The 14,407-nt window shown below is 59.6% G+C and carries 10 protein-coding genes and 1 tRNA gene; 6 read left to right on the forward strand and 5 right to left on the reverse strand.

Annotated features, from left to right (window positions below; all coding sequences use genetic code 11):
• The first annotated feature begins 2 nt into the window (after positions 1-2).
• Positions 3-1,784, forward strand: coding sequence for an ATP-dependent helicase (locus D8M21_RS02365; RefSeq protein WP_126855633.1), 1,782 nt, complete (start codon positions 3-5; stop codon positions 1,782-1,784).
• A gap of 11 nt (positions 1,785-1,795) precedes the next feature.
• Here the strand turns inward: D8M21_RS02365 and D8M21_RS02370 are convergent, their stop codons facing one another.
• Positions 1,796-2,536, reverse strand: a complete 741-nt coding sequence (locus D8M21_RS02370; RefSeq protein ID WP_126855634.1) for a hypothetical protein — start codon at positions 2,534-2,536, stop codon at positions 1,796-1,798.
• Positions 2,537-2,707: 171 nt separating this feature from the next.
• Between D8M21_RS02370 and D8M21_RS02375 the strand changes: the two genes are divergently transcribed.
• Positions 2,708-3,265, forward strand: a complete 558-nt coding sequence (locus D8M21_RS02375; protein WP_082156720.1) for a M48 metallopeptidase family protein — start codon at positions 2,708-2,710, stop codon at positions 3,263-3,265.
• A gap of 73 nt (positions 3,266-3,338) precedes the next feature.
• On the opposite strand, the gene D8M21_RS02380 is transcribed toward D8M21_RS02375, so the two are convergent.
• Positions 3,339-4,751: a zinc-dependent metalloprotease gene (locus D8M21_RS02380; protein WP_048680360.1), complete on the reverse strand. Its 1,413-nt coding sequence runs from the start codon at positions 4,749-4,751 to the stop codon at positions 3,339-3,341.
• 227 nt (positions 4,752-4,978) lie between these two features.
• Between D8M21_RS02380 and D8M21_RS02385 the strand changes: the two genes are divergently transcribed.
• The 3 genes from D8M21_RS02385 to D8M21_RS02395 all read left to right on the forward strand — a co-directional run bounded on the left by D8M21_RS02385 (position 4,979) and on the right by D8M21_RS02395 (position 9,546).
• Entirely contained in the window at positions 4,979-6,061 is a 1,083-nt protein-coding gene (locus D8M21_RS02385; RefSeq protein WP_048680357.1) for a YlbL family protein, read from the forward strand.
• A 171-nt stretch (positions 6,062-6,232) separates the two neighbouring features.
• Positions 6,233-9,277 carry a UPF0182 family membrane protein gene (locus D8M21_RS02390; protein ID WP_048680350.1) on the forward strand — a complete coding sequence of 1,015 codons (3,045 nt, stop codon included), beginning with the start codon at positions 6,233-6,235 and terminating at the stop codon, positions 9,275-9,277.
• Positions 9,278-9,472: 195 nt separating this feature from the next.
• Positions 9,473-9,546: transfer RNA gene (locus D8M21_RS02395), tRNA-Met, on the forward strand.
• A gap of 89 nt (positions 9,547-9,635) precedes the next feature.
• On the opposite strand, the gene D8M21_RS02400 is transcribed toward D8M21_RS02395, so the two are convergent.
• The 3 genes from D8M21_RS02400 to D8M21_RS02410 form a co-directional block, all read right to left on the reverse strand.
• Positions 9,636-9,968: an ArsR/SmtB family transcription factor gene (locus D8M21_RS02400; protein ID WP_048680347.1), complete on the reverse strand. Its 333-nt coding sequence runs from the start codon at positions 9,966-9,968 to the stop codon at positions 9,636-9,638.
• A gap of 93 nt (positions 9,969-10,061) precedes the next feature.
• A complete protein-coding gene (locus D8M21_RS02405; protein WP_048680345.1) occupies positions 10,062-10,781 on the reverse strand; it encodes a PspA/IM30 family protein in 720 nt (239 codons plus the stop codon).
• Between the two features lie 93 nt (positions 10,782-10,874).
• Positions 10,875-12,485 (reverse strand): TPM domain-containing protein, encoded by a 1,611-nt coding sequence (locus D8M21_RS02410; protein WP_126855635.1) that lies wholly within the window; start codon positions 12,483-12,485, stop codon positions 10,875-10,877.
• 259 nt (positions 12,486-12,744) lie between these two features.
• Between D8M21_RS02410 and D8M21_RS02415 the strand changes: the two genes are divergently transcribed.
• Positions 12,745-14,346, forward strand: coding sequence for a S1C family serine protease (locus tag D8M21_RS02415; protein WP_082156719.1), 1,602 nt, complete (start codon positions 12,745-12,747; stop codon positions 14,344-14,346).
• Positions 14,347-14,407 lie beyond the last annotated feature (61 nt).

A 14,407-nucleotide genomic window follows, 5' to 3' on the forward strand; every position in this document is an offset into this window, starting at 1 on the left:
GCATGACGATGCCGTCCGCCAATGCGCCGGACCCGGATCAGATCCTCGAGGGTTTGGACCCAGAGCAACGAGAAGTGGCCACAAGTCTGCAGGGTCCGGTGTGCGTCCTCGCGGGTGCGGGAACCGGTAAGACTCGCGCCATTACTCACCGCATCGCCTACGGAATCGCCTCTGGCGCTTATGTTGGCCAACGTGTTCTGGCGCTGACCTTCACGGCAAGAGCGGCCAATGAGATGCGACAGCGGCTTCGTGCTCTTGGCGCCGTCGGGGTGCAAACACGTACGTTTCACGCGGCGGCATTGCGGCAATTGCAATACTTCTGGCCCCAAGCGGTCGGAGGGACCCCGCCACAACTGCTGTCGGGCAAGGCCCAATACATATCGGAAGCCGCTAGCCGTCTACGCTTTTCCACGGATCGCGCCGTGGTGCGAGACCTCGCGTCCCACATTGAATGGGCTAAGGTCTCCATGCTGACGCCGGATACCGCCGAAGAGCACTTTGGAGGCCGGGAACTTCCGAGTGGATTCACCCCGTCGAGCATGGCCCGAATCATGCGCGGATACGAAGATCTTAAGACGGAACGCAACGCGATCGATTTTGAAGACGTCCTCTTGGCGACCGTCGCGATCTTAGAAGAAGATGACGCCGTCGCGGCTTCGGTGCGGCAACAATACCGACACTTCGTCGTCGACGAATATCAGGACGTCTCGCCCCTCCAGCAGCGACTCCTGGACTGCTGGCTGGGAGGGCGTGAGGAATTGTGCGTGGTTGGAGATGCTTCTCAGACCATTTATTCGTTCACAGGTGCAACCTCTCGACACCTCTTGGATTTTCCACGGAAACATCCTGACGGAAAAGTCATCTCGTTGGTGAGGGACTACCGCTCCACCCCTCAAGTCGTACATCTCGCCAATAAGCTGTTGACCGCGCGTCGTCCAGGCCGGGATTCAACACCCGGAGCATGGGCGCCGCCCCTTGAACTACGAGCGCAACGTCCCGCTGGACCCGAGCCCGACTGGTTTGAATATCCAGACGACGAACAAGAGGCGACGGGAATTGCCGAAGACATCTCGGATCTCATCACCAAGGATGGCGTCGCCCCGGCGGACATCGCGGTGCTCTTCCGCACCAACGGCCAGTCGCAAGCGATTGAGCAAGCTCTGACGGACGCAGGGATCGGATATCAGGTGAGGGGGACTGAGAAATTCTTCAACCGTCCTGAGGTAAAGCAGGGGATCTTGCAGATCCGTTCCGCGGCCCGGGCCGCCGGAGACGAGCCGGCACCGAAAGTGGTGCGAGACTGCCTCGCCTCCTTGGGCTACAAGGATCAGCCCCCGGCCTCTACAGGGTCGGTACGTGCCAAATGGGAGTCCCTGTCCGCGCTCGTTTCCTTGGCGGACAGACTTCAGGCGGCACACCGTGCCGAACACGGCGAAGAAGAGGGCCCCTTCACACTGGATATGCTCGTGGAAGATCTGGCCCGACGGATCACCCACCAGGACGCACCGGTGATGAACGGGGTGACCTTAGCTTCCCTCCATTCGGCCAAGGGGCTCGAGTGGGATGCGGTATTCCTTTGTGGCCTCAGCGAAGGCCTCATGCCGATCAGCTTCGCGCAATCGGCAGACGAAGTCGACGAAGAGCGCCGGCTCTTATACGTCGGAATTACTCGCGCTCGAGAACGGCTCTCCTTGAGCTGGTCGTTGGCTCGAACGCCGGGCGGTCGAGCCCACCGAAAGCGCTCGCGATTCGTGGACGACATCGTTCCTCGAACTAAGAAGTAGGGGAGGGAACGTTAGAAGCCGCCCCACCAGCACGAGCAGCCGTCGAGGACGGGGGGCTCTCCGGTAGCCGCATAGTTCAGTGCCTCAGGTTGTCGCGTGGAAGCACTGATTATTCGCGTCACGATCTCCTCAACCGAGAGGAAATCCTGTCGTGATGCCGTGGAAGCAAGTGCCTCAAGGCAATCACCGCAACGGCGTTTGGCCCACGGAACGACGCCCCACGACGTCACCCTCGCTGCGGTGTCGTGAAAGAGCTGAAGGCACCGCACATCCGGCGCCACCGGAACGTTCCACTCCTCCCGTTGACCGGCCCACGCGGTCCACACGACCACGTCGGGCCGTAGAACCAGGCCGTGCAGTCTCTGACGCAGATCGTTGGCTGTTTCGTCGCGGCATAGGTCCGAGAGATACCGGTCCTCCGGCCGCACGCCTGACCTGGATAAGACCTCCGGAACGAGCGCAACGAGCGACTGCTCCAAGCACATGGACCGGGGGCGCTCGCGGTGAAAGGGCCGATAGCTTTCGGCCAAGAGATCGGTCGAATTCACGGCGGTTCGGTCCAACAGCCAGGGCAATCCTTCACCGTTCACCGCTAGGGACGTGACGGCGTCGGCGATTCGCCCGGGGAGCCCGATAAAGAGCGTCTGCGGAACTCTCAGACGTTGTCCGGGCATCCGAGCGCGTAACGTCGCGCCACCACGCACGGTGGGCCAACCTGGACCTTGACCATGAGGCAACCGATCAGTGTGCATAGATCTACCGTGCGACGAAGACTCCTTCTCGGAGCGGTCTTGGAAGAAATGTGTGTGGTGCATCGGGAAATCTGTCGATGCCGACCCCGTCCGGCGAGGCACGCGATGACAACGCGAGGTGGCCGTGAGTATCCACGACGACGTGGACGTCATGCCGGTAAACTTCGGGGAATGCCTGCCGAAACACCGCGTGAGTGGCTCACCACAGACCCGTCGCGACCCGACGTCGAAATTCGACGTTCAGGACGCCGGAAGAAAACGGTTGCCGCTCGTTGGGAAGGCGAACATATAGTCTTGCTGGCGCCTCGTACGCTCTCGCGGGACTTGGCGGAACAGTATGTGAGTCGACTCCTGCCGAGGCTTATGGAGGATCGGCGTCGGTCCGAGAATGACCCAAGCCGCACCGATGCGTATCTCGCCGAGCGCGCGGAGCATCTGGCCGCGGCCCACCTGAATCGTAGGGTAAAACCGCGGGAAATCCGGTGGGTCACCAATCAGAACACTCGATGGGGTTCGACGACACCATCCACGGGAACCATCCGAATCTCACACCACCTCCAGGGCGTTCCGGAATACGTCCTCGATTACGTGATTCATCATGAATTGTGTCACCTGATCGAGTCATCTCACGATGCACGTTTTAAACGACTCGAGGCGCAATATCCGGAGGTGGAACGGGCGAAAAGCTTTTTGGACGGGATGATTTTTGCCCGGTCCGAGCAAAAATGACCGGTCGACTCCTCGGGGCGAGGAACCGACCGGTCACATCGGGTGAATGCGGCGCCACGACGTCGCCGGCGCCTTAGGAGGTCGGGGCCGGCCCGGAAGAGTTCGGACCCTGGCCGTCTGAGTCGTCCTCCGCCGAAGAATCTGGGTCATCGTATCCGCCAGACAGGAGCTTCTCCAGGGCGGCGTCCATCTCCTCGTCGGATGCGTTCAAAAGACCGCGTTCGGTCCCGAAATTCTCCGGATTATCGAGGTCCTCATCGGTCGGCAGATTCTCCGGGGCCTCCCACAGAGCGTCCCTCTTGACGATTCCGTGATTCTCCTCGTAACCCTTCCAGAACTGCGAAGCTTCTCGCAGACGACGGGGCCGCAACTCGAGGCCAATCAGGGAACCAAAAGTCTTCTCCGCCGGGCCGCCCCCTGCGCGCCGACGTCGGAGGGTCTCCGTCAAAGCCGCAGCGCTTGGAAGATTCTTCGTGGCTTCGGTGCTCACGTGGTCGACCCACCCTTCAACCAGGGCCAGGAGGGTTTCCAGGCGACGCAAGGTCACCTTTTGATCCTCGGTCAGAGTCGGTTTGAAGATGTCGCCGCTCAATGCTTCCTGCAATGATTCTGGGTTCGAAGGATCCATGTCGCGCGTCGCGTCTTCGATACGGTCGGTATCCACGTGAATGCCGTGCGAGTAGCGCTGGATGAGCTCGAGGATGTTCTCTCGCAACCACGGGTTCGCCCGGAACAGGCGGATATGCGCGGATTCCCGGACGGCCAGGAACAGCATGACTTCCTGGGCCGGAAGGTCCAAGCCCTCGCCGAAGTCGGCAACATTAGCCGGCAATAAGGCGGAGCGCCCTGGAGAGAGCGGCAGGCCGATGTCGGTTGAGGACACGACTTCCTGAGATAGCTCGCCGACAGCCTGCCCCAACTGCATGGCAAACATCATTCCGCTCATGCCGCCGATCATGGACGCGCCCTGGCCGAGCATCGAGGACAGCTCTTCCGGCATTTGCTGAGTCAGGGCGTTGCTCATAGCTTCGGTGATCGAATTTGCCACCGGCTCCGAAATTTCGCGGAACGTGTCAAAACAATTTTCGATCCATTCGCTCCGAGACCATGCCTCGTCGGATATGGCGGCACGGTCGAAGTCAATGACGGGGTCGAGCCAGAGCTGAGCGAGTTGCGCCGCGTCTTTAACCGCAGATTTCTGCGTGCTCGACACGGCGGGATCGCCATTCTCTGCGGTGGCCAGCCGCCGGGCGTGGGCCCTGGCCTGATCCCAGTTTGCGGAACCGTCGGAATTCATGCCGGACATCATGGCCTGGATTTGGGAAAACATGCCCGACATCATGGCCGGGTCCATGGGTACACCCATGCCCTGTAAGTCTTCCGGATTGATGTTTTGACCCGAGGACAGCTTGCGGAACAGCTCCTCGAAGGGGTTTTCCTCGTGGTCATCGTTGCTGCCGTTGTTGTAGGGGTCGTTGGGGCTCATGACACCTCGCGGTCGATGGGTCGCCGCGAGGCTGCCTTCGCCTCACGGCATTCTTACTCTGGGTCCATTAAAGAGGACGAATCGGGGTCTCGTCAGGGAGCGGCCTGAATTTCAGCTGATGGCACAGCGTGTCGTCGCGCGGAAGGAACACGGGAAGGTCAGGAAAGAGGTACCACCGTGGGTTAAGATGGCGGGGCAGTTCACCGTCCAGTTCAGAGAGCCAGCGCATGCCCAAACCCCAGACCCTTCGCCTCCGTACCCGGCGTTCGCGACGTCCCACATGGGGAGCAGTCGCAGGGGTCGTGACGTTCGTGTTAGTGGCGGCGGGCGCTCTCTTGCCTCCGCGGTTCGTTACCGAATCGGCGGGGCCGACGTTCAACACCATAGGGGAACATCAGGGTCAGCAGCTGATCTCCATCACGGGGATGCCGACGTATCGACCCAGCGGCAATCTGGACATGACGACGGTGTACGTTTCGGGAGGCCCCAACGGTCCGACCAGTGCCTTGAACGTGTTGAGTGCCTGGCTCGACCACGATCGTACGGCTCTGCCGTCCGATGCGCTCTACGATCCCAAATTGACGCAAAAGCAGGTCAGCTCCCAAAACACCTCGGACATGACGGACTCCCAGTCGTCGGCACAGGCCGCGGCGTCGAGCTATCTGGGAATTGACTACACCACGACGTTGACCGTGATGGGCGCTACCGATGATGCCGCGGCCCGTCTGGATCACGGCGACGTCTTGACCTCCGTGAATGGAACCCCCCTCAAAAATTACGATCAGCTGAAGAAGACTCTGGCTGATGGCAAGGGTGCGCCCTTGAAACTTGGGTATAAACCTCGCGGAGGTGCAGAGCAGACGGTCACGGTTGAACCGAAGCGCGATTCTTCCTCCGGACAATATCGACTCGGCCTGTATCTCAAGACCGACTATTCCTTCCCATTCCAGGTCAAGTATGGCCTGGAGCAAGTTGGTGGGCCGAGCGCCGGAATGATGTTCACGCTCGGGATCATCGACGAGCTCACCAAAGGCGACATGACCGGCGGGCATCATTTTGCCGGCACGGGAACCATCGATACTTCCGGAAAGGTTGGACCGATCGGAGGAATCCGGCAAAAGATGATTGGTGCTAAGGACGATGGGGCCACCGTGTTCTTGGCACCTGCGGATAACTGCGACGAAGTCGTTGGTCATATTCCTGACGGGATGAAAGTTGTCAAGGTCAGTAATTTGAAAGATTCCGTGCACGCGGTGAAGTCGATCGGGCAGGGCGAGGACCCGTCGAGCCTGCCTCAGTGCACCGGCTGAAACCTGCGCTGGCGGCAGATTGGGCTCCGTCATGAGTGGAGTTGCACACCATAAACAGGCAAAATAGATGGTCACGGCGATTGAACGGTGGACATCGATCACGCCGTGACGTGAGACTTGCCAAGGCAGTCTCTCCTCGTCTTTATTTCGCACTGCTAGTTGAGGAATCCCGTGGCCACAGGACCAACGTCTCCCCGTTCATCCACTTCGTCGTCGGGCTCGCGTCCGAGGAAGCGTGGCCGCCCCCTGTTGACGACGTTCATCATCGTCGTCGCTCTGGTGATTGCCTTCGTGTACGTCTCCCAGGTCTATACCGAGGTTCTCTGGTTTAACCAGCTCGGTTACGTCGGGGTTTTCCTTCGGGAGAACCTCATCAAGATCGGCTCATTCCTCGCGGGATTCCTCCTTATGGCCCTCGTCATGTGGGGGAGCCTTCGGTTCGCGTGGAAGCATCGTCCCGCCGAGCGCCCCGTGAAACAACACCCCAAATCCGCTGAGGGGCAGCACAACGGTCCGGGATCCGACCCCATGCGAGACCTTCAAGCCGTCTTCAACCAGAACATGGAACGGTATCAACAGGCCCTCGAGCCCATGCGCAAGGTGTTGATGATCGCGATTCCGATCGTTGTGGGCCTCTTTGGCGGGCTGACCTTATTGGCGCAGTGGGACACGATCGCCTTGTTCTTCGCTCGGGAGCCTTTTGGGCAGACCGACCCCCAGTTCGGGTTTGATCTTTCCTTCTTCATGTTTACCCTCCCATTCCTCCGGCTGATCGCCGGATATGCGATCACGGTCCTCGTACTGGCCGGCATCGCGGCTTTGGTGACTCACTATCTTTACGGTGGGATCGTCGTTCACGAGAGAGGCTTGGGGACCACCAAAGCCGTTAAAGTTCAGCTCGGTATTCTTGCGGCACTCTTGTTGGTGGTCTTGGCGGGCAATTTCTGGTTGGGCCGATACTCGACCTTGCTGTCGAATAAAGGGTCCTGGACGGGCGCGTTGTACACAGATATCAACGCGGTCATGCCGACCAATGCAATTCTGGCGGTGGCTGCCTTCATCGTGGCCATCCTCTTCATCTATTCGGCCTTTGCGGGACGGTGGCGGTTGCCCCTCATCGGAACCGCAATGTTGTTGGTGGTTTCACTCGTGGCCGGCGGGCTCTATCCCTGGGCCGTACAGCGTTTCCAGGTCACTCCCACGGAGCAGGCCATGGAGAAGGAATACATCCAACGCAATATCGATATGACTCGAAGCGCCTATGGGCTGAGCGATATCCAGGCTCAAAATTACGACGCTACCGTGGAAACGGGCCGCGGGGCTCTCGACGGCGACTCCTCGACGGTGTCGAATATTCGCTTGCTCGATCCGAACGTCGTCTCCAATTCCTTTGCCCAGCTGCAACAATTCCGGCCGTACTATCAGTTCGGCAAGTCGCTTTCCGTGGACCGTTATAACGTCGACGGCAAGAACCAGGACACCGTGATTTCTGCTCGCGAGCTAAATCCGGACCAGAATGAGGGCTGGTATAACCAGCACGTCGTCTATACCCACGGTTATGGTGTCGTGGCGGCGTACGGCAATCAGGTGGAAGCAGACGGCAAGCCCAAGTTCATGCAGGAAGGCATCTCTGCCAAGGGCGTGATTTCGCAGGACTACGAGCCTCGGATCTACTTTGGCCAGTCCTCACCGAATTATTCGATTGTTGGCGGATCTGACGGAGACGACGACCTCGAGCTGGACCGTCCCCAGACCACAGATGACAAGGGCGCTGGTGACGCCAAGTACACCTATACGGGCGAGGGTGGACCGAAGATCGGCAATTGGTTCAACCGCCTGGCCTACGCCATTAAATACCAGTCCTCCGACCTTCTGCTTTCCAACGCCGTCCGGCCCGACTCACAGATTCTTTACAATCGGGACCCCGCGGATCGCGTCAAAAAGGTAGCTCCCTACCTCAAGGTGGACGGAAACCCGTATCCCGCCATCGTGGATAACAAGGTCGTATGGATGGTGGATGCCTACACGACGTCGAGCAACTACCCATATTCGACACCGACCTCTCTGGGCGACGCGACCCAGGATTCTCAGACCCAAGCCGGGGGATCGAAGGCTCTTCCCAACGAGAAGGTCAATTACATCCGGAACTCGGTCAAGGCAACCGTGAATGCCTACGACGGCTCCGTGGATCTCTACGCGTGGGATGACAAGGATCCCGTGTTGAAGGCGTGGCAGAAGGTCTTTCCCACTACGGTCAAGCCGTACTCCGAGATGAGCGCAGACCTCATGGATCACGTGCGTTATCCGGAGGATTTCTTCAAGGTGCAGCGTGAATTGCTGAACCGCTATCACGTCACGGACGCGAATAGCTTCTACGCCAACGACGACGTCTGGCAGACGCCGAAGGATCCGACACAGGACAAAGCCACGGACCTGCCGCCGTATTACATGTCCTTGCAGATGCCGGGAGACAAGCGCACCCGCTTCTCCTTGACCAGTTCATTTATCCCGCAGCAGTCCGATTCGAATACCCGAAACGTCATGTACGGATTCGTTTCGGCCAACGGTGACGCGGGCACGGGCAAGGACGGCGTCAAGGATCCCGAGTACGGCAAGATGAACCTGCTGGAACTTCCCCGAAATTCCGTGGTGCCCGGCCCTGGACAAGCACAAAACCTCTTCGATTCCGATACCAACGTGTCGACGGAATTGAACCTGCTTCGGCAGGGTGCCTCTCGAGTCGTCAACGGTAACCTGCTGACCCTTCCCGTCGGCGGTGGCATACTCTACGTCCAGCCGGTCTATGTGCAGTCCAGCGGTGACGCCTCGTATCCCACTCTTCGCCGTGTCCTGGTTGGATTCGGTGAGAAGGTTGGGTTTGCACCGACCCTCGATGAAGCTCTGAATGAGCTCTTCGACGGGAACTCGGGAGCGCAAACCAGCAAGGATGCCGGTGTGGACGCATCGCAGGCTGACTCCGGCAAGTCGGACCAAGGAGGCCAGAGCTCCTCCGGTGATAAGTCGCCGGATCTGAAGAAGGCCCTGGAAGACGCCAACAAGGCGATGCAAGATTCGTCAAAGGCCATGAAGGACGGCGACTGGTCCGCCTACGGACAGGCGCAGGATCGTCTCAACAAGGCTCTGGACGAAGCGATCAAGGCCGAAGGTGCCAGCGCCAGTGCCTCGCCGAGCCCCAGTGCCTCATCGAAGGAGTAGGGCTCTCGTTGGCCACAGAGTGGGGCCTCTGCGCCTGACGGTTCGCCGCCCGAACTGTCGGGCGCAGGGGAGGGGCTAAGGCCAGCCCGGTCGGGGCGAACGCCCGCCCAAGCGGGTAGTTGTGGTGATGTCAGGCACAAATGGCCTTCTGCGTTTGCGGAGCCCTTCTGCGGTGCGTATAGTAGAACAGGTCGCCGCGGGGTGGAGCAGTTCGGTAGCTCGCCGGGCTCATAACCCGGAGGTCGCAAGTTCAAATCTTGCCCCCGCAACGAATAAAGCCCCTGGCTTGCATGATTGCAGGCCAGGGGCTTTTGCTATGTCCGAGAAGTCCGCGGAGTCATTTGTGAGACGTGGGCTTCTAGCGCGCGGATTCCGGGTTGGTTTCCGCGGTTTCGGGGTGTCGGCTGTGATTCCAAGCATCCAAAAAGACGTGTGCGACGTGATCGTCGGCCAAGCTGTAATAGATGGAACGGCCAGCTCGACGCGAGCGGACCAACCTCGAGTTCCGCAAAATTTTCAGGTGCTGCGACATCAACGGTTGAGAGATTTCCAAACAATCGACAAGTTCTCCGACCGTCTTTTCACCCTCACTCAGCAGGTGAATGGTTGCCGCTCGTGCAGGAGACGAAAGCGCCGAAAAGAGACTGCAAACCCCGTCGTACGCCTCGAGGTCAAGGGGTTCATCCAACATGTAGTGTCTCCTGCTTCTCTCAGTGATGTGTTGCCGGCGCCCGCCGTGACATGAGGGCGAACGCCGGCATTCCATGGCCGGTGCGATAGCCGCTTAGCCGTTGTTTTTCTGTTTGAGGGCCGCCAAGCGATTCTCGACCTCGGACTGCTCCGAGAGATTTTCGAGGGACTCGAATTGGGCATCAAGGGATGACGCGGCCAGCTCTTCCTGTCCCCGGACCCTTGCTTCTTCGCGACGAACCTTCTCCTCGAATCGGCTGACCTCGCTGGTCGCATCCATGAGGTCGAAGGCTTTGAGAGAGTCGTTGACCTGGCTCTGCGCTTGAACGGTCTTCTGTCGTGCGTTCAGCTCATCGCGCTTCCGAGAAAGGTCGTCGAGCTTCGACCGCATCTTATTGAGGCCGTCTTTGAGTTTTTCGACCGTCTGGGTTTGGGCCGCAATTTGCGGCTCGGCGTCTTGTGCCTCTTTCTCAGAGCTCATTTGCCGTTGAAGAGCAACTTTAGCGAGGTTGTCGAATTTATCGGCGTTGGCGGTGTCGCCCTCGGCACGGTATCGGTCTCCCGTTTGAGAGGCAGCCAAAGCTTTCTGGCCCCATTCTTCGGCTTCTTTGAGGTCTTCCGCGTGGTCCTGCTCCAGCATGCGCAAGTTGCCGATCGTCTGCGCCACGGCCTGCTCGGCTTCGACAATGTTGTTCTTGTAATCACGCACCATCTGATCGAGCATTTTCTGCGGATCTTCTGCGGAGTCGATCAAGGCATTGATATTGGCCTTGGCCAGCTGGGCGATGCGTCCGAAAATCGATTGTTTGACCATTGCTGTCCTCATTTCTGTGGCCCGTTCTGGGGCCACCTTGATTCACAGGGTGAGACGGAAAAATAAGGGTTAAATCGGGAGCGGGAGGTGCGGTTAGAAACCTTGGCCGGTGATACCTCCTCCGAAGCCTGGAGGCGTGGCGCCTCCGAAGCCGGCCGAGTTGTTCGGGTTACCCGGGAAGGCTCGCTGACCGGGCAGGCCTAAGAAAATGCCCCCCAAAGCCGCCGAGCCGTAGCCACCGTGGTGAGCGTAGCTGTCACGGGAAAAATTTTGGACGTCACCGAGAGCGATTCTTTGTGCGTCCTCGGCGAGTCGGATGGATTGGTTCGCATGATTGAGAGCGCCGCTTGGATCGGAGGTTCTTAACGCTTCCGCTTCATCCAGGTGACGTTCGGCTTCGTGTAAACGAGTGCGGGCCTCAGATTGAATTCCGCCTCGTCGGACCCGTACATAGTCGGCCGCCGAGGTCAGCCTAGCCTGTGCCGACAGCATCGTATGGGCAAGGGTCTCTCTGGCCGCGCGATCACGTTCGTTCTGACTACGGATACTCTCTAATCCCTTGTCCAGCTCCTGGCGAGATTCGGCAAGTCGACGTGAGAGTACTAGGGGATCGATCGGACCAAGGCTCCGGGCTTTCTCAATCTCCTCAACGACGGAAGCGACGCTTGCGGAACTGCCCGCGAGATCGGCAAAGGTTCCGCGTTCTAGCAGGGACGACGTTTCCGCAAGGTCGGTCTTGGCCTGCGCTGTGGCTTCAGCCAAAGCCCTGTCTGCTCGTTCGAGGTCTTCTCGCGCATGCAGGATGGCGGCAATCAATTCGCGGGCTTGGCCGACGGCTTCCTCGCCAGAGCGGATTTTCACCACGGCCTCTGAAGATTCACCGGCGTGCAACAAATCGGCGGCCTGGTCTGCCATATGCCCGGCAAATTCGAGCCGGTCTTCGGCTTCGTTCGGATTGTCTGACACGGACTCGATTGCTGTGGGGGCAAAATCTTGGTTCAGGGAGGCGTAGTTTTCGCGTGCCTCGGGGAGAGACCCGCGCACGTCGTCGACGGCCTGCCGCAGACTCTCTAAGGCCTCGGGGGCTCGGCGTTCCAATTGTCGAAGTGAGGAGAAATTGTTCTCGTGATGCTTGAGAGATTCTTGGGCGGAACGGCAACCGGCAATAATCTCATTCAACCAGGATCGCTGGTCCTCTTCAGTATCGGGAATGTCATCGTCTAATTGATTCTGCAATTGGAAGCTTCGGCGCATGTGGGCCTTCGCTTCCCCGATGGCAACGTGAAACGGACGGATTTGATCTTCACCGAACTGTGCCTGGGCGAAAGCGAGTTCCTGCTCGGCATGGGTAATCACGTCATCCGTACTGATGAGGAGGCTCCCCGCCTGAGACCGAAGGTCTGCGATGGAAGCGGACGGGGCGGAACCTGCCGCTGAATATTTTGTCGCGGTCTGGGAAAATCGCTCCCTTTGACGGCTTCGCTGGGCGCAGCCGAGAAAAAACCACCATCCGACGGCCACCACGATGACGACGAGGAGCAGGAGGCCAAGACCCGTGATGAACCCTGAGCCGGATGCCGCGACGGGCACAGCTGAGGCAGTAGCGGGTTGGGCCGCCCAAGCTGACGGAGTGAGAGCGGCCGCGCCGCAAGCCAGCAGCGCGCCCAGCACAACGGTGCGTCCGTGTTGACGAGAGGTTGGCATGCTCGGACCTCGATTGCTCCGTGGATAACTCTTGGAGACCAGTCTAGAGCCAGAATCCTGGGGATACCTGAGTTTTCCCCTGAACCTCGGTGCGCAGAACCGCGGTCCTGGACGGTCCAGATGGCTCCAGGAAATTTCCAGAAATCGTACAACGCCCCCACAGTCCCATCCGACATAGTGGACCCAGAACCAGATCATGTGAGATGGAATTCTGCCGCGTCAGGACATGCGGCACGGCCCGTGAGATGAAAGGCGAGACATGTCTCAAAACCCCGAGGATAACCGGCGCAATTCTATGGAAGGGGGCCCTGAAAGAGCGAGCGGATCAGGGTCCGCTGGGGGTTACGAGCCGATTCCGCACGATGGCCACGAAGATTTCACTGAACCGTACCCGCACGCGCAGTCGTCCCCGAACGGACAGCACACCGAGCCCCTTCCGCAGTATGGAACCGATGGCTCTTACGGCTACGCCTCGGACCAGTCTGGATACGGTGCTGCTGCTGATGGGTCGGGCTATCAGTACGCGAATTACGGCCAAGCCGGACAGGGCCCGGACTACGGCCAGGCACCAGCCTATGGGCAGGGATCGGGTAACCCATATGCGCCTGAGGGGTCAGCACGGCGTGGCCACCGCTTTGGCACAGGAACCTTGATCGGTGGCATGTTCTTGGCGGCCCTCTTGGGAGGCGGCGTCGCTGTTGGAGCCGGCGCGCTCCTGAACGACGGCGGCAGCTCGACCGCTGCAGCGGCCGGCCCGGAGACGACGATCGTCAATAACAAAGACTCGGTTAACGCGGTGACCGCAGCGGCCCAAAAGGCATCGCCTTCCGTCGCCACCATCTCCGTGACCGGAGGCCAGCAGAGCGGTTCCGGATCTGGCGTCGTCTTGGACGACCAGGGACACATCCTGACCAATACGCACGTGGTCACCCTGGACGGTACAAGCAGCAACTCGAGCATCCAGGTCAAACTAGCCAACGGCGCCGTTAAAGACGCCAAGGTGGTGGGTACCGACCCGACGTCGGACCTCGCGGTCATCAAGGTGGATCCGAGCGGTCTGAGCCTGACCCCTGCCACCATGGCGGACTCGAGCTCGCTGAACGTCGGTGATATCGCGGTCGCAATCGGGGCTCCGTTGGGCCTTGATGGCACGGTTACGGATGGAATCGTCTCGAATCTGAACCGCACCATTTCCGTCGCGTCTTCGGCCGCTCCGGACGACGGAGGATCGTCCGACTCGGGCCAAGGCGGGTCATCGCCCTTCCAATTTGAGTTCCCGGACAAGAATGGCGGGACTCAAAATAGCCAGTCCAAGAAGTCCATCGCACTGAATGTGCTGCAGACCGATGCCGCCATTAACCCCGGAAATTCTGGCGGTGCCCTCGTGAATTCCAAGGGTGAGGTCATCGGAATTAATGTGGCCATCGCTTCGGCGGGCGGACAAAGCGATTCCAGCTCAAGCACTTCAGGCAATATCGGCGTCGGATTTTCCATCCCGATCAATTACGCCAAGCGCATTGGTCAGGAAATTATCGACAACGGTTCGGCTTCCCACGGACTCCTCGGCGCTACCGTTTCGTCGAGCCCAGCTGGTGGCTCGAACTCTTCCGATAGCGCCTTTACGAACGGCGCCGTGATCAAGGATGTCTCCTCCGGTTCTCCCGCTGCCAAGGCTGGCCTGAAGAGTGGGGACGTCGTCACCAAGCTCAATGGCCATGCAATTTCCGATGCCGAGTCATTGACGGCGGCGGTTCGCGAGGCCGCGGCAAACCAGGAGGTCGACGTGACCTATACGCGTGGTGGCAATTCGACCGATGCCAAGGTCACCTTGGGAGACGCCGCTAGCGCGTCCAGCAAATAGTCTCGACAATGATGTGGGGCGTGGTTCACTCGATGTGGACCACGCCCCAAGTCATCTCTCG

The sequence above is a fragment of the Kocuria sp. HSID16901 genome (assembly GCF_003989425.1).
Classification (GTDB): Bacteria; Actinomycetota; Actinomycetes; order Actinomycetales; family Micrococcaceae; genus Rothia; species Rothia massiliensis.